Genomic DNA, 24,994 nt, shown 5'->3' with positions numbered 1-24,994 from the left:
AGGGTTTGGGGTGCAATATGGCGCAGAAATAATAGAAATGTAGCACTAGGTGTCTATGACGGTACTTGGCCGGTTCGGCCGAGTGACCCTGGAGAAAGAGGCAACTTCTCGAACAAGGGCCAGATCCTCTGGTAGATCCATCTTTCTCTCTGCGCGAGCGAGTGCCAACCGGGAGTGTTTCAACGCGGCCTCACACAGCGCCGGATTGCCGAGCGCTGACAACACGTTCAACGCCTTCTGGAGACGCAGCATCACCTCAACGGTACCCGCGCCATCGCGAGCAATGGCTGTAAAGGCGTCGTCAAAGAGGTCATGCGTTGACAGAAGAGGAACGTCAACGTGATCGTACTTTGTCGCCTTCGGCCCCTCCGTTTCGTCATTCCAGGACACGAACAGCCTTACCAGCGACCCTACAATGGTGATCGCCGTACCAGGGTCATTCACCGCTGGAGACAAGGCTCTGCCAGCAATCTCCGACAGCGTTACGAGCCCGAACCGGGGGTCGTCTTCGAAAACCCGATCGGTACCGATCACAAAGGCGTTGGCCACTGCGTTCAAATCAAGTTCAGCCATGCTGGCCGCATCGAATTCCACATACGCCAGAGCACGCCCCGGCACCGCAAACGCGCCTGGCAGGGTAGCAACGGCGACTCGGGTGTTGGTCTTCACTGCCCAGGCTTGCAAGGCATCCACATCGACGTGCTGCACATAACCCACCGTCGTTGCATACACGGCCTGCCCTTGCGAGTGCTGCCGTGCAGAGGGTAGACCACCAACGCCCGAGCCGAACCGACGGTGTTTCATGGCAGCCGCAGTCGCCGCTTCGACCTTTTCAACGGAGGCACCCAAGCGCCCCAGTCGCGCGATTTTGTCCACCCAACGAACGAACGTGATGATCACCGCACCGAACACAAACACGGTCAGCACGAACAGTGTGGCGAGGCCCGTTTCTTGGAAAAAACCATTCTTGGCAGCGGTCAGAGCAACGATACTGTAGATGAATGAGCCAATGAATGTTGAAAGCGCGTTCTGTGACACATCGTCCGCGATAATGAGTGTAAACGACCTGGGCGTTGCGGCACTGCTTGCTGACGCGTACGCGGACACCATGGATGCCACCGCGAAGGTGGCAATCACGAGCATACTGGCCGCCAGTATCGCTAAAAGAGTCTCAACGGAGGCAGCATTCACTCGCGGAATATTCCGGTCGAGCCCCAGATAATCCGCCGTTTTGGCGATGAATACCGCCCCGATTGACAGGAGACAGAAGAGCAGAGGCTTGACCCAAAGCCGCTCTCCAAGCCGCCACGACATGAACTTAATTCTGTTAAAGACCTTCATGGATGCTTTCCCAAGTCGAGTGCCATGCCGCATTACGCTTTGGCTATGCGTCGTACCGGAGTTCCAGCTTGAGCACGCTAGCGGGACATCCAACTCTTTTATTAACGCCTATGCATCATAGATGGTCGTATAGTATGTCGCCCAATGTGTATGTGCGATTACTGCACTGTCAACGCTCTTGACGGATACCAAAAGGTGTTTCTTTACGTAAATCGCGACGTCAGGACGCCAGGTATTTGAACGGTGTGCCGTCTTATTTCTCTCGTAGAATCATCCCGTTAAACAACGCTTCAACTTCGGCGTCTCTGATGCCAAACAGCTGAAACTGCCGAGCAATGTTTCTGAGGTAGTCTGCGCTGTCGCCCAAAAATCCCTTTCCTGTCACCAGGTACTCGAGTTGCTCGGCCCGGCTCAGTTCCGGCTCTATCAGCTCCGCATCATAGTCGGCAACGAACGTCAGGGCATTGACCGTGCCCTCGCTCATTTGAGCGGGAACAAACACCGGAAAGTAAGCTGGCCCGACGAACTCACGACGCCAGAGGATATCGGTCTCCACTTCAATGGCGTGCTGATCGATGCGAAACAGCAACCCCTCACACTCACCGCCCTGGTCCAGCGCGGCCATCAGGCCAGGCGATTCGCGCGTCCCACGGCCGCCATGAATGTCTTTCAATATGAACCGGCGCTGATAGCCCTGAACCCGAGCTCGCCGGACCTCCGTAAACCGAATGGCCGGGTCCCACATCAGCGATCCATACGCGAAGACCCAGAGGTCCTCCGAGCGGTGTTCACTGAGTGCTGCTTGCCTCATCGCATTTCGTTCTTCATCGCTATGCCACCAGCCGGTCGGTAACCCTCTGTCGGTCAGTATGCTGGCAAGCTTGGTGATTGAAAAATCCCGGAAGAAAGAGTCTTCTGGCTTCGTGATCAGATCGGCGAGTTCTGGATGATGAAAGAAGGGGTCATTGGTCATGACTAAACCTGACAAAAGTGAATAGAATTCCAGGGGCGCCCTTGTGCTGGCGCGGTCTCCAAAGGGCTACACCCGACGCGCAGCCTCTATAACGCTAACACAGAAAGCGACCGTCTGCCTGCCGACGCTGCCTCCCCCCTCAAGCCTTGTTCCAACCACTGTGTTTGAAATCGCCAATAACGGACCAATCAAGGTCACCGTATCCGTTTAGAACCCGATTGGGGGTACCGTTTCAACGGACAATGCTCAAGAGAGGAGATTCTCATGACAGAAGGTATCGAAAACAAAGTCGTTGTTATTACCGGCGCCAGCAGTGGCCTGGGCGCCGAGACCGCTCGCCACCTGGCCAAAGCCGGCGCCAAACTGGTGCTCGGCGCACGACGCATGGACCGCATGACCGCCCTGGCAGAGGAAATTGGGTTAAGCCAGGAGGCCCTGGTCAAAACCGATGTCACCGACCGCACCCAGGTTCAGGCGCTGGTGGACCGCGCCATATCACTCCACGGACGGGTGGATGTGATGATCAACAACGCCGGTCTAATGCCCCTGTCTCCGCTGGAGATGCTGCGCTACGACGAATGGGACCAGATGATCGACGTCAACATCAAAGGGGTTCTGTACGGCATCGGGGCGGCTCTACCGCACATGAAAGAGCAGCAAAGCGGCCAGATCATCAACGTCTCTTCGGTGGCAGGTCACAGCGTTGGGCCTGGCAGCGCCGTCTATTCCGGCACCAAGTTTGCCGTACGGGCGATCTCGGAAGGCCTGCGCAAGGAAGTGAAACCCTATGGCATTCGCACCACCATACTCTCTCCGGGAGCCGTCGATACGGAATTGCCATCGTCGGTAGGCGCCGAAGGAGTCTCTGAACGGGTGGCGGGTTTCTACAAAGACCATGCAATTTCGGCCGATAGCTTTGCACGCTGCGTCATCTTCGCGATGAGCCAGCCTGAAGACGTGGACATTAACGAGATACTGTATCGCCCTACTCGTCAGGAATAATCCTGAACCGTGCATCGGGTGTCGCTGGGAACCGGCACACCCGGTGCCTGTTCCCCTATTGTTTGTCTAACCGGGTTTCATTGGGCTACCCTGAACGGCTCATCAATCCAGTCAACGACGTCCAGCGAGACCAACCATGCCCGAAGATCCCTTGGAACTGTTATCTGATGCCGTCAGCGATGCCCATGCCCGCATTCAGGCCAGTCATGAACACATCAACCCCGTCATTGAGGTCCGCCGCAAGATGCGGGATGCCGGCATTCCGGCCGATGTACTGACCATTGACTGCCATCGGACCGCTCGCCATATCATGCTGATTCTTCATGATGGGCAGCCCGGCCAGTTGTTGTATCAGTTTATTACCATCGAACAGGAGGTCGGTGATGATTTTCAGAGTATGGCGTTGTCTGAATTGGACACCGGTAAACTGGTGCAGTGGATGGAGGAGTATTTCGGCTGAGTCTCGTCTTTGAGTTGGGGGGTTGCTTTCCAAGTCGACGGCTGGCCGCTGCCAGCCTCAATCAACAGCTCTCTGGACACACATTACAAGCATCCAATCAGCTAACGCGAACGACTCTCGGCCTCAGCATCAGTCGTTTTAAAGCTTGCCGCATTGATGCCACTCTTTTTTAACCTGGAGGCCAGTGTAGTCGGTTTAATACCCAGCAAAGCAGCCGCACCATCTTGTCCCGACACCCGCCCCCCGGCAGCGACCAGTGCGCGTACCAGGTTATCGTGCTCAAGCTTCTGCATTTCCTGGAGTGTCTTGACCTGTGCTCCGGAATGCCGGGGGGGTGCATCACTGGCAAGCGCTTGCTTTGTTCCGGCTGTATCGCGGCCGACCAGGTCGAAATCGAGCCTGCCATTGGCGGTGATGACTTGTCGCTCAATGACGTTTTCCAACTCACGGACATTGCCTGGCCAGTGGTAATGTTGCAGCTGCTCAACATCCCGGTTCGTGAGTGTCAGCCCGGGTCGGTTGAAGCGGGTGCAGGCTCGCTGCAGGAATTCCTGTGCCAGCATCGGAATGTCTTCGGTTCGTTGCCGCAAAGGAACCGATTCAATCGGGAACACATTGAGTCGGAAGTAGAGGTCTTCCCGAAACAGTTTCTCAGCTACGGCCACTTGCAGGTCCAGATTGGTCGCCGCGATGACTCGCACGTCAACACGGCGTGTCAGGTTTTCACCGACTCGCTCGAATTCCTGATCCTGCAATACCCGAAGCAGTTTGCCCTGCAGTTCAATGGGAATCTCACCCACCTCGTCGAGAAACAACGTTCCGCCGTCGGCAAGTTCAAACCGACCGATGCGGTCATTGATCGCGCCGGTAAAAGCACCCTTAACGTGCCCGAAAAACTCACTCTCAAACAAGTCTTTCGGGATAGCCGCACAATTCACGCGAATCAGTGGTCGCTCCTGTCGTGAGCCAGCATGATGAATGGCTCGGGCGATAAGCTCCTTGCCGGTGCCTGACTCACCGGTTACCAGAACATTCGCGTCAGTGGGCGCTACTAGCCCGATACGCCTTACAATCGCTTTTATGGCGTCACTTTGCCCGACAATTTCGTGAAAGTGATACTCCGCACTGAGCTCTTCCTGTAGGTAAGCGTTTTCAATTTCCAGTTTGTGTTTCAGGCTTTCAACTTCCTCTAAGGCTTTTTGCAATTGTTTTTGTGCCTGGTGGCGCTGGGATACATCGCGGAAAACAAGCACCGCACCGACGGGGTGGCCGTTATCCATAATGGGTGTGCTGGTGTACTCAACCGGGAACCCAGATCCGTCTTTCCGCCAGAACCAGTCCTCATCGACCCGCATGACACTGCCGTTACGAAAGGCCTCGTAGATGGGACACTGGTTTAACGGGAACAGGCTGCCGTCCTCATGGGAATGGTGCATAACCCGGTGCACGACCCGACCCATCAATTCGTCACTGCGCCAGCCCAGCATTCGCTCGGCTGCCGGGTTTACAAAGGTTGCCCGGCCTTCGGCATCTACGCCGTAAATACCCTCTCCCACCGCATGCAGAATGAGTTGATTCTCTCGCTCCATATCCTTGAACAGCTCTTCGATTCGCCGCCATTCCAGCAGCCCTCCACGATGGCAGTGATTGGCATCATGCCGCTCCCGGCGAACGCGCAACCGATTGCTGTCTCTCAGGAGTAGGAGCATAACGTGCTCGTCGGGTTCGCCGGCCCGAGAGGCTGAAATTTCAAGCTCTACAGTCTGTCCATCGCGATGCGTGAGGCTAAAGTCGCGGCTCCAGGCGCTGCCCCGATAAAGGGTTTCTTCGGTAAATGCAATGAGCATGGGACCTTGCCCACGGAACAGGCGGGTACAGGACGAACCCGTCAGGCTGCCTCGACTGACACCAAGCAGCCGCCCGAGCGCCGGGTTCAGCGCAAGAATGACATCCTGTTCGGCATCAACCAGCAATGCAGGCTCCGGCAGTTGATCAACCCAATGCCGGGCAGAGCTTGAAGTGTCGGAGGCTGAGTGCGTAAGCAGTTCAGTCATGAAGTGTCATCCCGTCAATGGCCATCCCGGAGTAGGCACAGCCTGCCTGAATGACACTTCAAAACTTATGCCAGCTCACGAAATATCGTTAACTGATTTACGAATCTTCGTAATTTACGAATATTCGTAAGTGAACCAAACGCTTGAACATCTATTAAAAACCTTAAAAAACAATGCGTTAAAAAAGTTGCTGGGGTTGGCACAACTTCTGCGTTAAGCCTCTACGCCAGATGCGTTACGTGTGGTCGGGTAGCACCAATTTCTGACCCGACTTAGTTAGAGCCCCTGCCACCGCACCCGACTGGTGCGATTGGAGGTGAGAAGGCAAAGATTGAGGACCGGGCGATGGGTTTCTGCGCCCCAAACACATTACGGGAGATACTTCGATGACCATTAAAAGCTTGGGAAATCCATTTGACGGTGACCAGTCGCTGATTCACAAAAAAGACTGCGGTTGCTCCGACTGTATGACCTCCACAAACCCACCAAATGAACGTGACCCTTCCTTTGCTCAGCTGGAGCAGGCTTCTGCCGATACCATCGCGCAGAACGGGAGTTCCGAAGACTTGCTTGATCGGGCGATTGAAAGCGCTGTCGTGCGTTCAGTATTCGGGCACAACGATCATAGCCGTCGCAGTTTCATGAAAATGGTGGGGACCGGCAGTGCAGCTGCGATGATTGGCAGTGTATTCCCGTTAGCTCAGGCAAAGGCCGCCGCTCATGAAGCGATGGGGCAGCTGGAAAAGACGAGACTGAACGTTGGCTTTGTCCCCATTACGTGCGCCACCCCGATCATCATGGCAGACCCGCTGGGCTTCTATGAAAAGTACGGTCTGGACGTAACTGTCACCAAAACCGCCGGCTGGGCTGTCGCGCGCGACAAATCCCTGGCGGGCGAATACGATGCCTCTCACATGCTGACGCCGATGCCACTGGCCATGTCGATGGGGGCCGGTTCTACTCCGGAACCTTACATCATGCCAGCGGTAGAAAACATTAACGGTCAGGCCATTGTGTTGCACGTTGACCACAAAGATAAACGTGATCCCAAACAGTGGAAAGGCTTCAAATTCGGTGTGCCGTTTGAGTACTCGATGCACAACTTCCTGCTGCGTTACTACCTCGCCGAGAACGGTATTGACCCGGATACAGATGTACAGATTCGAGTGGTTCCACCACCGGAAATGGTCGCTAACCTGAGAGCCGGCAACCTGGACGGCTATTTGTCGCCCGATCCGTTCAACCAGCGGGCTGTATGGGAAAAAGTCGGTTTCATCCACATGCTGACCAAAGACATCTGGGAAGGTCACCCTTGCTGTGCTTTTGCCTGTAGCCAGCAGTTTGCCACAGAGAACCCAAATACGTACGGCGCGCTGCTGCGCTCGATTCTTGATGCAACCCAGTACTCGAACGATTACAACAACCGATTCGAAATTGCTGAAGCCATTGCACCCACTAACTATCTGAATCAGCCAGTTCCGGTCATTCAACAAGTACTCACCGGCCGCTATGCCGATGGTCTTGGCAACATCATGGATGTGCCAGACCGTATCGACTTCGACCCGTTCCCCTGGCACTCGATGGGCGTATGGATTCTGACGCAAATGAAGCGCTGGGGTTACATCGAGGGCGACGTCGATTACCGGGGTATTGCCGAGCAGGTTTACCTGGCGAGTGATACCGGACGCATCATGAGAGAGATGGGTATGGAGGTCCCTAACGAGACCTACAAATCACACGTCATCATGGGTAAAACCTTTGACCCGGCGACGCCAGAAGAATACACGCGAAGCTTTGCTATCGGGAGGGTCTGATGATGTCCTCTTTGAACGTGAGGGCGGCTCTGCTGTCGATTTCTATCCTGGCCGCCTTGCTTGGCCTGTGGGAACTGTCGACTCAACCGCCTGAAGCTCAGGAGAGTATGACGGAATACGAAATTCTGATGGGTGGCGCGGAGCAGGAATCCCGGGTGCCACCGCCCTCGGCTGTTTTAATTCGGGCCTGGGAAGAATTGTCGAATCCGTTTTACGACGCGGGTGCCAATGACAAGGGGATTGGCATTCAACTGGCCTACTCGGTGTACCGGGTATTGGCCGGTTACCTGGCGGCCATGGTGATTGCGTTGCCCATTGGGTTTCTGATTGGTATGTCCCCATTGATGTATAAAGCGTTCAACCCCTACATTCAGGTGTTGCGGCCAATATCTCCGCTTGCCTGGATGCCATTGGCGCTGTTCATTATTCAGGACTCCGACGCATCGGCCATATTCGTCATCTTCATTTGTTCGATCTGGCCCATGTTATTAAACACGGCATTTGGCGTAGCAAACGTGCGCCAGGACTGGATAAATGTAGCGCGAACGCATGAGCTTAGCCAAATTCGCACCGCGCTAACCGTTATCCTGCCAGCCGCTGCCCCCACCATTCTGACCGGCATGCGGATTTCGATCGGCATCGCCTGGCTGGTGATTGTTGCCGCAGAAATGCTGGTTGGTGGAACGGGCATTGGTTACTACGTGTGGAATGAATGGAACAACCTCGACCTGACCAGCGTGATTTTCTCCATTCTCATGATTGGTTTGGTCGGGATGGTATTGGATATCGCCCTGGGCAAAGCCCAGAAGCTGGTGGAATACACCGAGTAAAACACCGCCCTCACGGTGTGAGGGCGCTGTACCACTCCGAACGGAGGCTGATATGAGTAAGTCATTTTTGGAAGTCGAAGCGCTGTCGAAAGTCTACCCGGACGGACAGGGCGGCGAGTTCACCGTATTTGAGGACATTCGTCTTGCACTGGAGAAGGGCGAATTTGTGTGCATCATCGGTCACTCCGGATGTGGCAAATCTACGATCCTAAACGTGCTGGCCGGTCTGGATGAAGCCACGACCGGCAACATCGTCATGAATGGTAAGGAAGTAAAAGGGCCCAGCCTTGACCGGGGCGTGGTCTTTCAAAACTACAGTCTGCTGCCCTGGAAAAGTACCCTGAGCAATATTACCTTTGCCGTGCGCGCGCGCTGGCCATCCTGGACCAAGCAACAGGTTCTGGAGCACAGCGAGCGCTACCTTAAAATGGTCGGGCTCGATCACGCTTTTCATCGCAAGCCATCACAACTGTCGGGTGGTATGCGTCAGCGGGTGAGTATTGCCCGAGCCTTTGCCACCCAGCCTGAACTGTTGTTGCTTGATGAGCCGTTTGGTGCGCTTGACGCGCTGACCCGCGGCGTTATTCAGGATGAGCTGGTTAAAATATGGCAGGAAACACGACAAACCGTCTTTATGATCACGCACGATGTGGACGAAGCCATCTTGTTATCTGATCGAATCTTCCTGATGTCCAATGGCCCTAACGCACGGATAGCGGAAAGCGTAAAAGTCGGCTTGCCACACCCACGTGCACGATCGACCATTTTCCAGGAACCGTCCTACCACAAAATCCGCGACTATCTCGTCGATTATCTCGTTAACCGAAGCGACTCCGCAGAGCCTGAAGTCGATGGAAGTCCGCGTGTTGTTGAACCGGGGCTCACTGCCGGGTCAGTAATCGGCAATCAAGAGAGTAAGCCAGACACAGTAAAGGCCGTTAACGCTTGACCAATCATTGAAATGAGGATTTAGCCATGATGACCAAAGAAATGATGACCGCAAAAATTTTCGAAGCCAAAGCGACCAAAGGGATTTCCTGGGAAACCCTTGCAGAGAGCATTGGCATGTCGCCGGTATTCACGACCTCGGCGTGTCTTGGGATGAACACCATGACAGAAGACAAAGCCTTCGCCATCTGTGACCTACTTGGTCTCGACAAGGACGTTGCGGCAACCCTTCAGGTATCGCCCAAAAAAGGCTGGGACGATGCGATTCCACAAGACCCGGCTATTTACCGCTTTTATGAAATTGTTGGTGTATACGGCGATACGTTGAAAGAACTTATCCATGAAAAGTTTGGTGATGGCATCATGAGCGCCATTGACTTCACCATGGACGTCGACAAGGAAGAGAACCCCAAAGGCGACCGGGTCGTGATCACCATGAGCGGTAAGTACCTCGCCTACAACCGCTGGTAAGTTCGAAGCAGCTTGCACCTATAAAAAAGTACCCGGCCTACACGGGCCCGGTACTTTTAACATTCTATCGCAGCAACATCGACGTTACAGTCGGCGCACTTCAGTTCACCGACCACAGACAGGAAATACCCCAGTATTCACGCTGTACTACTACATTTTTCGGGTGAACCCCGGTGTTTGGGAATTCTGGTAAGGTCTTGCCTCATTGAGGGTCAATATTGACTACACTTGGCCACTGGCAATCACCAAGACGGAGCTCCCAATGATTCACAACCCTGACGGGCGCATCACCCTGACACCCCATTCTGCCCCCGTTACTGTGCGCCTGGGCGACGACATTATCGCCGAGACCCGCCAGGCCGTTCAATTGAGCGAGAAAGGCTATCCCGACCGCCAATATCTGCCTGGGGATGCCCTGCTCTCGGGAACCCTCCAACCTTCGGGCACCCGAACCTACTGCCCGTTCAAAGGCCACGCCACCTACTACGACTTCGTAACGGGCGACCAGGTTATCAAGGATGCTGTGTGGGTTTACGAGCAACCAACCGACGCCATGACCGCGATAAGCGGGCGCATGGTATTTGACCCGGCCCACTTTGACGAGACCGTCGGGGAAAACGACTGATCTGAATTGGCACAACCGCAGCCCGCTGCGGCGTTAACACTTAGGATAACCCGATGTCTGGCTTGCCGCCCCTGGTGCACCACCCCGACTACAGTTTCCCGTTCCCGCCCAAACACCGGTTCCCGATGGCAAAGTTTGGAATGCTGGCGGACTACCTGCGCGGTCAGGGACTGCTGACCCCCGACAACACCTACCGACCGGGCAAGTGCCGTTACCACTGGCTGAACCAGACTCACTCTCCGGCGTATCTGGCCCGGTTCATCAACAACACACTATCACGCGACGAACAACGCCAGATGAACCTGCCCTGGAGCGAGGGCCTGGTCAAACGCACCTTACTGGCGCCTTCCGGTACCGTGCTTACCGCCCAGTTGGCACTGCATCAGGGTCTGGCCTGTCACCTGGCAGGCGGCACCCACAATGCGCACTACGACCACGCCTCCGGTTTTTGCATTCTGAACGATCTGGCCATTGCCACGCATGTGCTGCTCAGGCAATCCGATATCCGACAAGTACTGATCTTTGACTGCGACGTGCATCAGGGCGACGGAACCGCGGCCTTGCTGAAGGATGATGAAGGTGCCTTTACCTGCTCCATTCATTGCGAAACCAATTTTCCCTTCACCAAGCAAACCAGTGATATGGACGTAGGTTTGCCCAACGGCATGGAGGACGATGACTATCTGGAGGTCGTAAACAACACGCTGGACGAGGCACTGCGGCGTTGCTCACCGGACATCGTGTTGTACGACGCCGGTGTGGACGTGTTTACCGGTGACCCGCTGGGGCGCCTGAACATTTCAGAAGCGGGCATCCGGCAGCGCGACCGGCTGGTGCTGAGCAAGTTGCTGCAGCGGGGCATTCCCGTTGCAACGGTTATCGGGGGTGGCTACGACGACGACCGCCAGGCGCTGGCCAGGCGTCATGCCATTGTTGTTGAGGTGGCGGTGGAGCTCAGGCGCTGAACCCGGCTTCAGCAGCGGCGGGTCATCTGTGAGCCATCCTTAAGCGTGCCGTCATATGCGGAAGACGACAACAACTCGCTAGAAACCCATTACAAGCAATAGCATAGACCTATGAATTCTTTAGCTCTGATAGTGGACTCTGTATATGTTCTATTAGGCCACTCTGGCCTGTTAGACTAACGTTAGTGCAACGCTACTTTATCAAAGGGAGCAATTGATGGCTGATAGAAATACTTTCTGGAAATTGTTCCTTTCGCTCTACATCTGCGCATTTTCCATTCTCTTCATCAAAAGAATCCTGGTAGGGTTTGATCCAAAACACATGGTAGTTACCCTATTACTAAGCGTCAGTAGTTTATTGATAATCAGACAATTTACCTTAAGAAAAACAATGATCTTTGCAGGTTTTCATCTAGGGATAGAAAGAACTTTTTTGAGGGCGTTCTTTTTAGCGTTTGCATTGTATATGATTGCTTCAGTTTTCGTGATTCTAATCTATCCATAAACTGAAGAAGTAAATTGTGGATACCCATCACAGCCGATAGCATCTAACCATGGGCTTAGTTTGTTTTAATAGACGACTAATGTGCATTTTCTATTAGGTGGCCTCTTGGGACATATATTGGGCCTCTTGAGACACCCACCTGAATACTTGACCCAACAACGCATATCCAGTAGTTTATACAGTTATCGCATACCGTCAGGGTTAGACATTATGCCGCGTTCAAGGAAAAGCCAGATCGCCCTGGAGGCGACACCTTATTACCACTGCACTTCCCGCTGTGTGCGCCGCGCATTCCTATGCGGGCGCGATGAGCATTCCGGTAACGATTACGAACACCGGCGCGGATGGATTGAGCAACGCATGCTACAGCTCGCCGAGGTGTATGCGCTCGATATCTGCGCCTATGCCGTCATGTCCAACCACTACCATGTGGTTTTGCACATCAACGCTGAGAAAGCCAAGGCGTGGTCGGATAGCGAAGTCATACAGCGCTGGCACAGCCTGTATGCCGGTAACCATCTCAGCCATGAGTATCTGGCCAGTAAAGAGCTGTATGAAGAGCAACTCAGAGTCATTTCAGAACTGGTAGCAGAATGGCGCGAACGCCTGATGTCGATCAGCTGGTTCATGAGGGCTCTCAATGAAGATATAGCACGACAAGCCAATGCGGAAGACAGTTGCACAGGCAGATTCTGGGAGGCAAGATTTAAATCTCAGGCTTTGCTGGATGAAACAGCTCTGGCAACCTGCTTAGCCTATGTAGACTTAAACCCCATTCGGGCACAAATGGCCGCCACACCAGAAACTTCAGAGTACACTTCCGCCAAACAACGAATAGTTACGGCCCAAGAAGATCCGGAATCAACAGAGCCACATCAGCCTTCATTACTATTCCCGTTTGCAGGTTACCCGCGACAGGACATGCCTGCTGGCCTCCCCTTCCGGCTGCAGGATTACCTGGAACTGGTAGACTGGACCGGGCGACAACTTAGGGATGACAAGCGTGGGAGTATCGACAATGGCATACCGCCGATTCTTGAACGCCTAAACATCGATGCTGAACATTGGATCTACAACACCCAACACTTCGAGAGCCAGTTTAAAGGGCTCGTGGGTACCGCCATTTCAATAAAATCCAAGTTCCAACAGTTCGGCTACCAGAGAACTCCCGGGCTTGGGTTGGCAGAGCTACTTACCTAAACACCCACTTATTAAAAATATCTTGTCACAGGGCAACCTGAGGCACTTCCGCGCTTGAAAACCGGAAATTTGATAGGTTTTCGTGCAGATTAGCCCTATTCACTAATTTTCTTGCAACCCACCTAAAACAAATTTCTATGACCGAGGTATTTCAAACTTATTACTACGGTGCCTGTCCTGTTAGGCCCGCTATTAGGTCCTACAGATTAACCCTATCCACTAATTTTCTTGCAACACTCCTCAAACAAATCTCTTTGACTGAAGCATCTCAAACTGTTTTTACTATTGTGCCTGTCCTTCTAGTCCGTGATTAAAAAAATCGTGTCACAGGGCAACCTGAGGCCCTGCTGCGCTTGAATACCGGGAATTTGGCAGGTTTTCATGCAGATTAACCCTATCCATTAATTTCCTTGCAACGCATCTAATACAAATTTCTATGACCGAGTTATTTCAAACTTTTTTACTACGGTGTCTGTCCTGTTAGGCCTTGCTCAGCAAGCCTCCCTCGGAGATTTTTTGCTACCACCCTAGCTTCATCTTTACCCATTGGGTCGAGGTCCAGGAGAGGACTGAGTGAGTCCATTGGCGGATCTTTAACGTCACGTAATGCCACACTAAACCAAGAATATGCATGTACGTCATCCCTCGGGATACCTTGGCCGTCAGCATATAAAAGAGGCGCAAGCTGGACACCCATCACAAAAATAGCTAAAACCTATGGACAATATGATCTTGATAGTCGAGCAATGTGCATGTCCTATTAACCTTTTCAGTCCTATTAGTCATCTCGACAATATCGGTGTCGGGCGTCTATCGTCTATATATGTCTCGATAATGCTCGATTGTGCCTGTCCGTCTAGTCTTTAGTCTCGGTTAATCCTGCTTATCCATTGCAGATATAAACTCATCAAGCTGTTTGGTAACTTTTTCGACGCTACTTAGCGTCTGCTGCTTATAGAATTCGACATCTGTTTCAATATCTAATTCTTTACGTATACCGACCATAACATGGGTTTGAAGCAGTGATATTGCTTTCAATTCTTGGGCTACTTCTATTGCAAATTCCCTTGTGAGTTCATTTACTTTGTCCCAGTGCTGACCTCTTTCTTCTGTTAGTTCTTTTGATCTATTGATATGAAATTCAAAAGACTTGTTCAAGGCCTCGAATACAGCTTTACTTGGTTCCCCTGACTCATTTTGATTGTTCATTGCTGCTATAATTCTTTTAATTTCTGTTTGAGACTCTTCATAGTGGCCATCTATGATATCTATATCAACTCTCAAATTAGTAATAGGTGACACTTTTGCTAGCAACCTAAATGACAGAGCACTATATGCCAACATCAAATCGTTTAATGCTTTTCCAGTTTCATGCTCGGCAATTAACCCTAATTTGGCTGCCGATATGAAGAAACCTTGAATACCCTCAGCGATATTTGTTTTGGTAAGATCTACTTGAGCAAGAGACCCAAGATAATTATTTGCTTTGACTAACTCTTCAACCGCACTTAAATAAACTTCGCGCCTAATTGAGACCTTTCTTTCTATTGCTTTAAGCTCTCTATCATGGCTTAGCTGGATTTCCAATCTCTTTCTATTGTTTCTATTAGAAACTAATACCCCAAGAAAAGTAATCAGAGAACCCAATGTTACCGACCAAATTACCGTTGGAACACTTCTTAAAAACTCTACCAATGTTAAACTCCCGTACCAAGAGGCTTAACTTCGCATTTGCTAAAGCAAGCGAGGCACCCATCACAACAAATAGTCAAAGACTATGCTCTAAATGATCTTGATAGTCGAGCAATGTGCATGTCCTATTGGGTCGTCCATGTCCTATTGGGTCGTCTCAAACTGTTTCTACTACTGTGCACTGTCCTGTTAGGCCCTATTAGACCTTGATATGCGTCCATTATACAATCATCGTGAACTCTTCTCCGATTCTAGTCTTGTTGCTTTCTCTAGACTTGCTAATATTGCCCCAGCTAAATCACTACTTTTAGAATCTATATCTTTTTTAGAAAATGCACTACTTCCACTGATATTCCAGTTTTCAAACGCTTCCTTGAGTTGTTCCCACTCTGCATCAGCTCCATATGCATCTAGGTAAAACTCTCCAAACTTAATAGCATGCAGCCTTTCGCCACTTTTTAAAGATTCGTGCATAAATGAATTGCTGAGAACAAATGCATACCTAGATAAGGCTCCAAAAAGACTAACAACAATAAGACCACGAAAGAGTGAATATAAATAGTATGAGAGGCTGTTAGATGCTTGGTGGAACAAATCAGCACTATTTATCATCGTATACACTGCAAAGCCTATTCCAAATACAATTGAGAAGGCACCGACTATTGACCAATTTCTTGAAATATCATGAAACTTCGTCTCCTTCTTGCTAAGCAACTGAAGCGCTGAATCTACAAACTTTTGGGACTTTGACTCAATAGATTTTCGACTCTCCTCACGATATCTTTCTTTCTCACGTTCAGCTTCAATAAGAAGATTATTTAGTTCGGCTTCCTTTTGAATAAGTTCATTTTGAAGCCTTTCACGTAACTCTTCTGTCTCTTCAAATCTTTCGGAAAACTGCCGCTCCATTTCTTTTTGACGAGAATACAATTCCTTTTCGCGGAGCTCTATTAGCTTATCCCGTTCACTAAGCTCATTTCTAAAATATCTTTCTCTTTCAATTTGATCTTCCTTCAACTGGTTCTTATATAGATCTAGCTCTTGCTCCCTCGCTCTTAACATCTCTCTGTATTTCGAAAGTTCCGACTCTCGTTCTTGAAGTTCAGCGTACATGGCATTTTGCTTGTCCACGCGCTCACGCCTCTCTCTCTCAACATACTCCATCATTTCTTCATTCATATAAGTTCTACCAATTGAGGCGTGAGTTCAGGTTCGAGAATGCTGTGTGGACACCCGTCACAACAATAGCACCAACCTATGACAATTGCATTTTTGATAGCTGGCTTCCGTGCATGTCCTATTTACCCAATAGTCGACTAATTCGCCTGTCCTCTTAGGCTCCTTAAGACTGGAGCGGCTTGTTAAATCATTTGTTGAGTATGTGTAAGAATTCAACCAACTCAGGGTATTTAGGCCCTTTTAGTAAATCTATATCGCCTTTACTAGCAACTAAATAACTATTCCTAGCCTTGTTAAAACGCTCTAATAGTGGAAGAACTAGACTATTTACCCGCTCAACAAAGTCATAGAGATCTGAGTAGCTGCTGGGTATTTTGTAACCCTGATGACAACTAGCTATTATCACATCTTTATCTCTTAGCTTTGATACGATCTGGGATCTGATGGCGTACTCTGATACGCCCCTAAAACCACAGTTTTGCAAATGTTCCAGCAATCCCTTAGTTGCAATATAACCGTCATCGGACGATAGTCGACTATTAAAAACTAGATGGCTTAAAACACACACTTGGATCCTTGTCTCTTCGTCATTGTACTCCCGGTACTTTTCAATATATATTTCTGCTTTATAAAGCGCGTGAGAATGAATGAAGCGATCATACTCCTTGGTCGTTTTGTCTGGTTCGAAATATGCCTGATACTTAGTTGGCCATTCTTTTACATCTAAAGCCTTTGACTTTAGCAACGATCTATAACTTTCTAATAGAGCCGGATTTGACTTACCTTCGTAAACTTTCGCAAGCGTTCCAACAAGAAAATCAGCTAGTTGAACAAGTACATTGTCCTTACTTGAAACCAAATTTAACTCGGACTCCCAAAACAGATCTGGCTTATGATTATTTTCTATATATTTTCTAATGCTTAGCTTAAACTCGTCACCACCATGCTCGTCGGCGAATACCAAAATACTGGGAAAGTTTTCAAATAACTGTTTGTATAGAAGGCCATTAATAAATTTTAAAAATGATTTTTTATACTGTAAACCACCATCACGGCTTAAAGAATCTTTCTCTATTGCTACTGCGTAAAACTTGAAATCTAACTCTAATATACTATCGAGTATTTTTATGCGTCGCGCATGACCATCTCTATCTCTAACACTACTCGATTTTATCTCCCCTATTTGGAAGTATTTTTCACGAATAGCTTCAACCCCCTGTACTAACGAATCAAATTGAACGTCATCTATAACGACAGCACACACGATAAAATACTTAGATACGTCCAACTTGGAGGTATCTAAGTCTGTATTTCCTGACTCATCAATGAACGCTAGAGTTTTGATAAAGCTCTGACTCCTTGGAGTACTTTAACGCAGAGCGCACCGGCGACCTTGAAGTAGCGAAGCGGAGACAAGGGCGTCCGAGTGACGCGTTTTGTTAACTGGTTTGTTCGATATTGGCACGGCGCTTCCGCTCCTGCTCAGTCATTTGTGCCTGGCGCTTCTCCAAGGAGTTTAGCCCAACGCGCGCACGACGTTCATTGACAGTATCAGAGTCTTCTATGGGAAACGGAGTTGGCCACCCATTTTCATCACGGTCAAACTGGGTCCCGTAGTATTGAGGCTTGCCAGATAAAGTACGCACCCGATCCTGAAGAAATGCAAGCTGCCATCCTGCCACATTGTCTCTTGCAACGGCATCCTCCAGCAAGCAGGCACACTCGGCCATGAAGTCAGTATCTGAAACGGAATGCTGACCGATAAGCCATGCAGCTTCGGCAGCGTCTTCCCCGACCAACGCAATGCCGGGCCAGCCGTGACGGCCAATAACCTCTTTCAGACGGGAAGAATTATGCTCATGCAGGGTTTTCATTTGAGGATGATAAGACTCAGAAGGCAACTCACCTGAATCGAAGAGCTGCCGCAGCACAAGCTGGTCTTCCTGCATCATGTCAATCAATTCATCTGCAAGGCTTTGATCCATGCACTCCTCTCCAGTTAACAGCTTATTCATTGCTACCAAGACATATATCCCAGCAAGCCCTTCAAAAGACTTACGAGAGAAAATGCTGCGAAGCCCCCAAGTAGTGGGCTTATAGCCATTTTTTCCACCCTCACCACCACCTGATATCAAATCCTACAAATCAGTCTGTTCCGACAACTATCTCCGATATCAGGGTCGCAATGGCAACCTGGGAACCCCAAATACGCGATCGAAATCACAATCAACGAGGCAGTAAAGCAGACCATGAAGGTTCCGGTATACACACACTAAAGTTACTACAGCCCGGCCGGTTACAGGGCACACCAAGTCAAATTCAGCTGTCAGTTCACCATGGCACTCTGTGACGAAGTTGGCAAGTATTTATCTGCTGAGGGGTGTCATTCGCGCCCCCTCGGTTTATGGGGGCTCAGGTAGGTTTGCTCCCCAAGGGCCTTCGACAGGCTCAGGCTGAACGGGGTGGGGGTCTGGGGTTGGTTTTGTTATCGGTCGCGCAGGGGACTGCCCTCCCACTAGAGTTGCCAGGCAGCCTGTTGGGGCTGCCTGGCTTGGTTGAGCAGGCGCTGTCAGCTGCGGAACAGGTCTTGCTCTATGCCTGCGGCTTCAAACAAATAATCCCGACTGGCTTCCAACTGCCCACGCAGGTGGTCTACATCCACATCCACCAGCTTACCCTGCCATTTGCGGATTTTGCCAGCGACCAGCACGGTATCGACGTTGTTACGCTCCATTAGCGTTACTACCGCACCGGGTACGTGGTTCAGTGGGGTTACATTAATAGCTTCGGCATCCAACAGAATGATGTCAGCTTCTTTACCCGGGGTAAGGCTGCCGACTTTGTGGTCGAGCTTCAGGCCTCGGGCGCCTTCGAGGGTGTGGAAGCGGATGCAATCGCGGGCGGTGAGCAGTCCTGGCAGGTTGTCTTCACCGGCCAGGGCCTTTTCGTTTACGAAGGCGCGTTGCAGCGTCATGGTGGAGCGCATTTGGGTGAAGGGGTCGGCGGTCATGGTGCATTCCACGTCGCTGGAAAGCGAAGGTTGCAGGCCCATGTCCAAGCACTTCTGGATGGGTGGCATGCCGTGGCGCATGGTCATCTCGATGGGTACTGAAAGGGATACGTGAGAACCCGCATCGGCGGCGGCCTGCCACGCCATGTCGCTCATGCCGGTCATGTGAATGAAGATGTTATCGGCACCGAACTGGCCGTCGCGCGCCAGTTGGTCGAAGGTGTCGGCCATGCCGAAGGTGCCTACCACGTGCAGGGCAATCGGCAGGTTCAGTTCGCGGCCGATGCGCCAGGCTTCTTCGTAACCCGGCAGGTAGATTTCACCGCCCATTACCATGCTGGTCAGTTGGTCGTCGGAGGCAAAGTGCTGCTGGCGAAGGCGGGTGGCATCCTGCGGGTATTGGGCGCGGTCGCCCCAGCCTTCGAAGTAACCGAACACGCCGCGGCGGCCGGCGTCTTTCAGGCCCAGAATGGCCGCGTCGGAATGCTCCGGAGAATGGTGGATCTGGCTGACGTCCATCACCGTGGTTACACCGGCGTCGAGTTGTGACAGGCCGGCGAACAGTTCGTTGATGTAGACGTCTTCGGTGCGGTAGTGCATCGAGAAGTTCTGCAGTATCGTCTCGTAATAGTTGCGCTCGCTGTGCGGCTGGCCATCGTTAATGAGAATGCCATCGGCCAGGAAGCTGCGCAGGGCGGTTTCGAACTGGTGATGGTGTGTGTCGATGAAGCCTGGCATGACGACTTTGCCTTTGGCATCGATGACAGCAACGTCTTCTCCCACGCTGATCGACGGGGCGATTTGCACAATGCGCTTGCCTTCGAGCAGTACGTCGCCCACCGGCAGGTCGCCTACTGATGGATCCATCGACATCACCGCGCCGCCTTTGATTAGGGTGCGGCGGCCTTCGTTGCCGATGCCGGTGGGCATTTGGGCTTGGGGTGAGTGGGCGTCGGCTTGTGCGCCCCCGGCCAGTAGCGGCATGGAGGCGGCTACAGCGCCGGTGGCGGCGGCCATTTTCAGGAAGTCTCTGCGGCCTTCGGAATGGCCGCTGGCTTTGGTGGCGTCACACAGTCTGCACATTTCAGAATCCTCTTGTTGTTCTTGTTTGTCGTTGTTTGTTGGTTCGTCACCGTTGTGACGATGTCTACATCTGTTCACGTTTGCGTTAAACGCCGGCTTACAACAGCCGGCAGCTTTCTTCAAAACTCAGGCGCGGGCCGCGCGCGTGCAGCCGGGTTTCGTCACCGTAACCCAGGTTGCAAATAAAGTTGCTGCGCAGGTGCGGGTTTTCGGTACCGAAGAAAATCTGGTCGACCTTGTCGTTATCGAAACCGGAGATCGGGCCGCAATCGAGCCCTAACGCGCGCGCCGCCAGTATGAAATAGCCACCCTGCAGGCTGCTGTTGCGAAAGGCGGTTTCTTCGCGCAGGGGTTCGTTGCCAACAAATAATGACCGGGCGTCTTTGTTGTGGGGGAACAGGGTTGGCAGGTTGTCGTAGAAGCGGCGGTCGTAGGCCAGTATGGCGGTCACCGGGGCCTGGCGCACTTTCTCTACGTTACCTTCCTTAAGTGCGGACACCAGTTGCTCGCGTGCTTCGGCCGAGCGCAGAAAATAGATGCGCAGCGGGTTGCAGTTCATGCTGGTCGGGGCCAGGCCGGAAAGCTCGGCCAGTTGGCGCAGCTTGTTGTCGTCGACGGGCCGGTCTTGCCAGTAGGCAAAGGTGCGGGCGCCGTAGAACAGTTGGTTGAGCGCGCAGTCATCCAGCGGGGTGTGGCGCGCGTCTTCCAGGGGTGCGGTCGACATTGATGTCATGGCAGCAGATACCTCTAATATAGGTAAGCCAGCGTGGTAGAGAGCGCTGGAAACACCGTGAGCACGAAGAGTGCGAACAGCATGGCGATGAAGAAGGGGGTTACCCCTTTGAAGATTTCTTTTACCGAGACGGTGTCGTCGTTCAGGCTGGCTTTTACTGTGTACACCGAGATCCCAAACGGTGGTGTGACCAGGCCAATCTCAACGGCAACCACGGTAATCACCCCAAACCAGATTAAGTCGAGCCCGAAGAACTGGGCAATCGGCAACACGATCGGCAGCACAATCAGCATGATCGACACCGAATCGATGATGCAGCCCATCAGAATGATGACCAGCAAATACACGAACAGAAATTCATACACGGCCAGGTCGAGCGAGGTCACCCATTGCGCGACGGACATCGGCAAACCGGTAAGCGCCAGCATGCGGCTGTACAGAGAGGCCGCCAGAATCAGGAACAGAATCGACACCGCTACATGGCCGGTTTCACCCAGCACCTTGTAGAAGGATCCCCAGGTTAAGCGGCGTTTTGCCAGCGCCAGAACCAGCGCACCACAGGCCCCTACGGCACCGGCTTCGGTGGGTGTAAAGAACCCGGAGTACAAGCCGCCCAACACCAGCAGCATAAGAATCAGAATCGGGATGAGCTTGCTCGCCAGCTCCAGGCGCGAGGGGCTCACACCTTCGGGATCTACCACAGGCTGGTGCCCTTCCTGATTCATGAACGACGGGAAGGCGTAAGCCAGCACCATGATGGTGATGCAGAAGCTGACCGCCAGAATCAGGCCGGGAATAATGCCGGCAATGAACATCCGGCCCACCGATTGTTCCGCCAGTACGCCATACACAATCATCAGCAATGAGGGGGGAATCAACATGCCCAGCACCGAGCTACCGGCGACCACGCCCACCGAGAATTTCGGGGTGTAGCCATGGCGACGCATTTCGGGAACCGCGACCTGGGTAAACACCGCTGCCGAGGCCACACTGATGCCGGTAATGGAGGCGAAAATGCCATTGGCACCCACGGTCGCCAGCCCGAGGCCACCGCGCACTTTGCGCAGCAGGCGCTGAAACACATCGAAGGTATCGCGCCCCACACCGGAGACCACGACGAGCAGGCCCATCAACACAAACAAGGGCACTACGCCGTACAAATAACTGCCGAGCGAATCGTTCGCGGCGGCGGCGACCATGCGCGTGGCCAGGCCGGAATCACGCAGGGTGGCAATGGCGCCGAACGACACCAGCATCAGCGCGATGCTGATGTGCATGCCGATGTAAATCAGCACCAGCATGACCACAACGGCGACCAGGCCAATTTCCAAACCGGTCATGAGGGTTCTCCTGAACTAGAGGTGGCGTTGGCCTTGGCGGCGGGTGCGTTAATCGGCGTACCGCGCACCACGCAAATGGCTTCGCGCACGGCCAACACCAAAAATTGCAGTACGGTCACGGCCGCGCACACCACCACCACGGTACGAATGGGCCAGACGGGGAAGGTAAACACACCTTCCACACCAAAGAATTGATTGCGATCGATCGCGCGCATCAGTACCGGTACGGTGCCCTGATACACCACGCCCAACATGGCGGCGCCCGCCAGGTAATACAGGGTGGTCAGGCTGCGCCCAATGCGAGGGAATGAGACGGTAAAGCCGTAAATAAAGATGTCGGCCTGCGCCAGGCGGCCGTGGCGCAGTGTGCTGGCCAACTGCAGAAAGACGATCATCACGATCGAGGCGGCGACCATTTCGGCCACGCCATCGATGGGTTGGTTAAACAGATTGCGGGATAACACATCGGCACAAATCAGTGCCATGATGGCAAAGATCAACAGCGACCCGGCGGCGTTCAGGCCGTCCACCAGGTAGCCAAACAGACTGTTACCGGTGCCCTGGCCGAATACTAGCGATTTAACGTTCATGGCTTACTGCTCCAGGGAGTGACCGTGGTAACGGCCGGGAGATGCCCGGCCGTTGCGTCTAAGTGGGTACCGAACTCAGAGTTCGTCCCAGGCGCGTTCCGGTTGAACGCCACGCTCACGAATGGCGTTCATGTAGGCTTGCAGAATGTCGCTCGCGGGCAGGTTGCGGGCTTCGTTGTTATCGACCCACTGCTGCGCCAGGTCGGGCATGCCATCAATCCACTCCTGGCGCTGGGCGGCCGTGAGGGCGGTGATCTGCACCGGGTTGTTGCCCTCGGCACTCAGTTCCACCATGCGGTCGAGCGAGCTCTGGTAGCGTTCGGCCAGGTCGCGGCCGTGGGCAGCGGTGTAAACAGCACCGGCTTGCTTCATCGCATCCTGAACTTCCTCAGGCAGGCTTTCGAAACGATCAAGGTTGATGGCAATACCGCCCGAGAACACCACGCCCAGGTTCACCTGAGTGATGTACGGGGCCACTTCGTAAATGCGCGCGGGCAAAGCACCGGTGGCCAGAGTGACAACACCTTCCGACACACCGGTCTGAATGTCGGTGTAGTAGCTGGCCAAGGTGCCATCGACCGGGGTGGCGTTCACTGGGTCGAGCCAGACACCCAACACACCCGGGGCGGAAATGCGACGACCGTCGAGGTCGGATAAATCGTTAACCGGGAAGTTGGTGTAGATGTCGTAGGTGTCAGACGCGGTCGCGCCCAGGAACACCACGTTGTTGCCTTCCCATTCGTCGGCCAGTTCAGGCTGGTCGTTAATGAGGTCGACAAACACATCCAGAATCAGTTCCGGGTCGCTGGTGGTAAACGGCGTGTAGGCACTCAATTGGCTCAGCGGCATGCGCGAGCCTTCGAGGTAGCTGAATACCCAGCCGATGTCGGCAATACCATCGCCCACTGAGGTGAGTGTGGCGTTGGCGCCATACAACTGGCCGGCGTAGGCTTCGGTCCAGTTGATTTCATAGTCGCCGCTTTCGGCCAGAATGCGGTCCACTTCGGGAATGAACACACCCGGAATCATACCGACCCAGGGGATGGTGGTGGGGTGGCTGGAACCGACCGTGAGGTTAATGGTTTCTTCGGCGTTTGCCAGGGTTGGCAGGGTGGCTGCCAGCGTCAGGGTGGCCGCCAGAGCGCCCCGGGTAATGGTTGTTTTCATGGCTTCGTCTCTCTCTTGTTTTGTTTTTAGAGTCTTGCGTTAACAACGGGTCGTTTGTTTGTCGTCAGGCATTGATCGGTGATTGCGGCAAGCGCGATTCACCGGGTGATAAATCAAAGGTCAAATCCAGTGTGCAGTAGGCGCCGGTTACGTCGTCGTCCGGCGCTTTGCCGTCGTCGTGCATCGGGAAGTCGATGGCCAGGTCGGCACTGGTGACACCGAACACACAGTCCGATTCCACGAACAGATCGTCTTGCGGGAAGATCTGCGTCACCAGGGTGGCGTGGTCGTCGGCAGAGACGGTGAAGTGCAGGTGCGCCGCACGGAACGGGTGGCGGCCCTGGGCGCGCAACATGTCGCCGACCAGGCCGTGGGTGGGAATCGGGTAGCTGGCCGGGCGAATGGTGCGGAAATGAAACTGGCCGTCACCGTCGGTGCGGAATTTGCCGCGCAGGTTGTTGGCCGGCATGGTTTCATCCTGGTTGTCGTACAGGCCTTCCGGTGAGGCGTGCCAGACTTCGACCAGGGCATTGGCCAGTGGCTTGCCGTGTTTATCCTGCACACGGCCGCGCACGAACAGAGGAATATCGCTTTCTTTGGGGGTATCCCGGGCGATGTTGAAGCCGTTTGGGTATTCCGGATCTTTGCGGGTATAAAACGGGCCAAGCAAGGCGGGCGACATCTGATCGGCATCGCGGTTCTGGTTCAGAATCATCACCAGGGTGGAAAAGCCGAGCGCATCGGACATCACCACGGTTTCGTTGTGCTTGCCAACGCTTAAGTGCCCAAGGCGGGTCACAGCATCGAGCGCCTGGGTGAATTCCTCATCGTTCAGTTTTACCTCGCGGCCAAAGGCGTGCAGGTGCTTGACCAGGGCGGTCAGAATCTCGCGCAAGCGCGGGTTCCCGGTCTGGCCCATGGCTTTGATGACGATCTCGGTGATGTCATCCGGTGTGGATGGAATACCGTGGTTGAATATGTCTTCTTTTTTCGGCAATTCGAACATGGGGTT

Annotated in this window: 22 protein-coding genes; 9 read left to right on the top strand and 13 right to left on the bottom strand. The window is 52.9% G+C overall.

The features are described 5' to 3' along the window. Positions 1–45 precede the first annotated feature (45 nt). On the bottom strand, positions 46–1,341 hold the full coding sequence (locus tag ACHUE7_RS01425) for a DUF2254 domain-containing protein (protein WP_394168381.1): 1,296 nt from the start codon (positions 1,339–1,341) through the stop codon (positions 46–48). Positions 1,342–1,594: 253 nt separating this feature from the next. Further along, on the bottom strand, positions 1,595–2,314 hold the full coding sequence (locus tag ACHUE7_RS01420; protein WP_394168380.1) for a gamma-glutamylcyclotransferase: 720 nt from the start codon (positions 2,312–2,314) through the stop codon (positions 1,595–1,597). 264 nt (positions 2,315–2,578) lie between these two features. Here ACHUE7_RS01420 and ACHUE7_RS01415 point away from each other — a divergent pair, with 264 nt between their 5' ends. Continuing rightward, on the top strand, positions 2,579–3,316 hold the full coding sequence (locus ACHUE7_RS01415; protein ID WP_394168379.1) for an SDR family oxidoreductase: 738 nt from the start codon (positions 2,579–2,581) through the stop codon (positions 3,314–3,316). 136 nt (positions 3,317–3,452) lie between these two features. After that, positions 3,453–3,776, top strand: coding sequence for a hypothetical protein (locus ACHUE7_RS01410; protein ID WP_394168378.1), 324 nt, complete (start codon positions 3,453–3,455; stop codon positions 3,774–3,776). 101 nt (positions 3,777–3,877) lie between these two features. Here the strand turns inward: ACHUE7_RS01410 and ACHUE7_RS01405 are convergent, their stop codons facing one another. After that, positions 3,878–5,830 (bottom strand): sigma 54-interacting transcriptional regulator, encoded by a 1,953-nt coding sequence (locus ACHUE7_RS01405; protein WP_394168377.1) that lies wholly within the window; start codon positions 5,828–5,830, stop codon positions 3,878–3,880. A 386-nt stretch (positions 5,831–6,216) separates the two neighbouring features. On the opposite strand from ACHUE7_RS01405, the gene ACHUE7_RS01400 reads away from it, so the two are divergent. The 7 genes from ACHUE7_RS01400 (at position 6,217) to ACHUE7_RS01370 (ending at position 13,188) form a co-directional block, all read left to right on the top strand. Next, positions 6,217–7,644 (top strand): CmpA/NrtA family ABC transporter substrate-binding protein, encoded by a 1,428-nt coding sequence (locus ACHUE7_RS01400; protein WP_394168376.1) that lies wholly within the window; start codon positions 6,217–6,219, stop codon positions 7,642–7,644. After that, positions 7,644–8,474, top strand: a complete 831-nt coding sequence (gene ntrB, locus ACHUE7_RS01395) for a nitrate ABC transporter permease (RefSeq protein WP_394168375.1) — start codon at positions 7,644–7,646, stop codon at positions 8,472–8,474. Before ACHUE7_RS01400 ends, ntrB begins: the two co-directional genes overlap by 1 nt. A 52-nt stretch (positions 8,475–8,526) precedes the next feature. Continuing rightward, positions 8,527–9,423, top strand: coding sequence for an ABC transporter ATP-binding protein (locus ACHUE7_RS01390; RefSeq protein ID WP_394168374.1), 897 nt, complete (start codon positions 8,527–8,529; stop codon positions 9,421–9,423). A 29-nt stretch (positions 9,424–9,452) separates the two neighbouring features. Next, entirely contained in the window at positions 9,453–9,893 is a 441-nt protein-coding gene (gene cynS / locus ACHUE7_RS01385) for a cyanase (protein WP_394169140.1), read from the top strand. 262 nt (positions 9,894–10,155) lie between these two features. Beyond that, entirely contained in the window at positions 10,156–10,518 is a 363-nt protein-coding gene (locus ACHUE7_RS01380) for a DUF427 domain-containing protein (protein WP_394168373.1), read from the top strand. Positions 10,519–10,571: 53 nt separating this feature from the next. After that, a complete protein-coding gene (locus tag ACHUE7_RS01375) occupies positions 10,572–11,483 on the top strand; it encodes a histone deacetylase family protein (protein ID WP_394168372.1) in 912 nt (303 codons plus the stop codon). 715 nt (positions 11,484–12,198) lie between these two features. After that, positions 12,199–13,188 (top strand): transposase, encoded by a 990-nt coding sequence (locus ACHUE7_RS01370; RefSeq protein WP_394168371.1) that lies wholly within the window; start codon positions 12,199–12,201, stop codon positions 13,186–13,188. 873 nt (positions 13,189–14,061) lie between these two features. Here ACHUE7_RS01370 and ACHUE7_RS01365 read toward each other — a convergent pair. The 10 genes from ACHUE7_RS01365 to ACHUE7_RS01320 form a co-directional block, all read right to left on the bottom strand. Beyond that, on the bottom strand, positions 14,062–14,883 hold the full coding sequence (locus ACHUE7_RS01365) for a hypothetical protein (protein WP_394168370.1): 822 nt from the start codon (positions 14,881–14,883) through the stop codon (positions 14,062–14,064). A gap of 225 nt (positions 14,884–15,108) precedes the next feature. Continuing rightward, positions 15,109–16,059 carry a hypothetical protein gene (locus tag ACHUE7_RS01360; protein WP_394168369.1) on the bottom strand — a complete coding sequence of 317 codons (951 nt, stop codon included), beginning with the start codon at positions 16,057–16,059 and terminating at the stop codon, positions 15,109–15,111. Between the two features lie 187 nt (positions 16,060–16,246). Beyond that, a complete protein-coding gene (locus tag ACHUE7_RS01355) occupies positions 16,247–17,386 on the bottom strand; it encodes a DUF3800 domain-containing protein (protein WP_394169139.1) in 1,140 nt (379 codons plus the stop codon). Positions 17,387–17,498: 112 nt separating this feature from the next. Next, on the bottom strand, positions 17,499–18,044 hold the full coding sequence (locus ACHUE7_RS01350) for a DUF6624 domain-containing protein (RefSeq protein WP_394168368.1): 546 nt from the start codon (positions 18,042–18,044) through the stop codon (positions 17,499–17,501). A 584-nt stretch (positions 18,045–18,628) separates the two neighbouring features. Continuing rightward, positions 18,629–20,152, bottom strand: coding sequence for an amidohydrolase family protein (locus tag ACHUE7_RS01345; RefSeq protein WP_394168367.1), 1,524 nt, complete (start codon positions 20,150–20,152; stop codon positions 18,629–18,631). Positions 20,153–20,249: 97 nt separating this feature from the next. After that, positions 20,250–20,885 (bottom strand): malonic semialdehyde reductase, encoded by a 636-nt coding sequence (locus ACHUE7_RS01340; protein ID WP_394168366.1) that lies wholly within the window; start codon positions 20,883–20,885, stop codon positions 20,250–20,252. Between the two features lie 14 nt (positions 20,886–20,899). Continuing rightward, a complete protein-coding gene (locus tag ACHUE7_RS01335; protein ID WP_394168365.1) occupies positions 20,900–22,225 on the bottom strand; it encodes a TRAP transporter large permease in 1,326 nt (441 codons plus the stop codon). Beyond that, complete coding sequence (locus ACHUE7_RS01330) at positions 22,222–22,815, bottom strand: TRAP transporter small permease subunit (RefSeq protein ID WP_394168364.1); 594 nt, start codon at positions 22,813–22,815, stop codon at positions 22,222–22,224. Before ACHUE7_RS01330 ends, ACHUE7_RS01335 begins: the two co-directional genes overlap by 4 nt. 75 nt (positions 22,816–22,890) lie before the next feature. Beyond that, positions 22,891–23,982 (bottom strand): C4-dicarboxylate TRAP transporter substrate-binding protein, encoded by a 1,092-nt coding sequence (locus tag ACHUE7_RS01325; RefSeq protein WP_394168363.1) that lies wholly within the window; start codon positions 23,980–23,982, stop codon positions 22,891–22,893. A gap of 64 nt (positions 23,983–24,046) precedes the next feature. Next, on the bottom strand, positions 24,047–24,988 hold the full coding sequence (locus tag ACHUE7_RS01320) for a dioxygenase family protein (protein WP_394168362.1): 942 nt from the start codon (positions 24,986–24,988) through the stop codon (positions 24,047–24,049). Positions 24,989–24,994: the final 6 nt, after the last annotated feature.

Source organism: Saccharospirillum alexandrii, from assembly GCF_043641555.1.
Classification (GTDB): Bacteria; Pseudomonadota; Gammaproteobacteria; order Pseudomonadales; family Natronospirillaceae; genus Saccharospirillum; species Saccharospirillum alexandrii_A.
The sequence above is the reverse complement of the archived record's forward strand: the minus strand, read 5'-3'. Positions and strand labels throughout refer to the sequence as shown.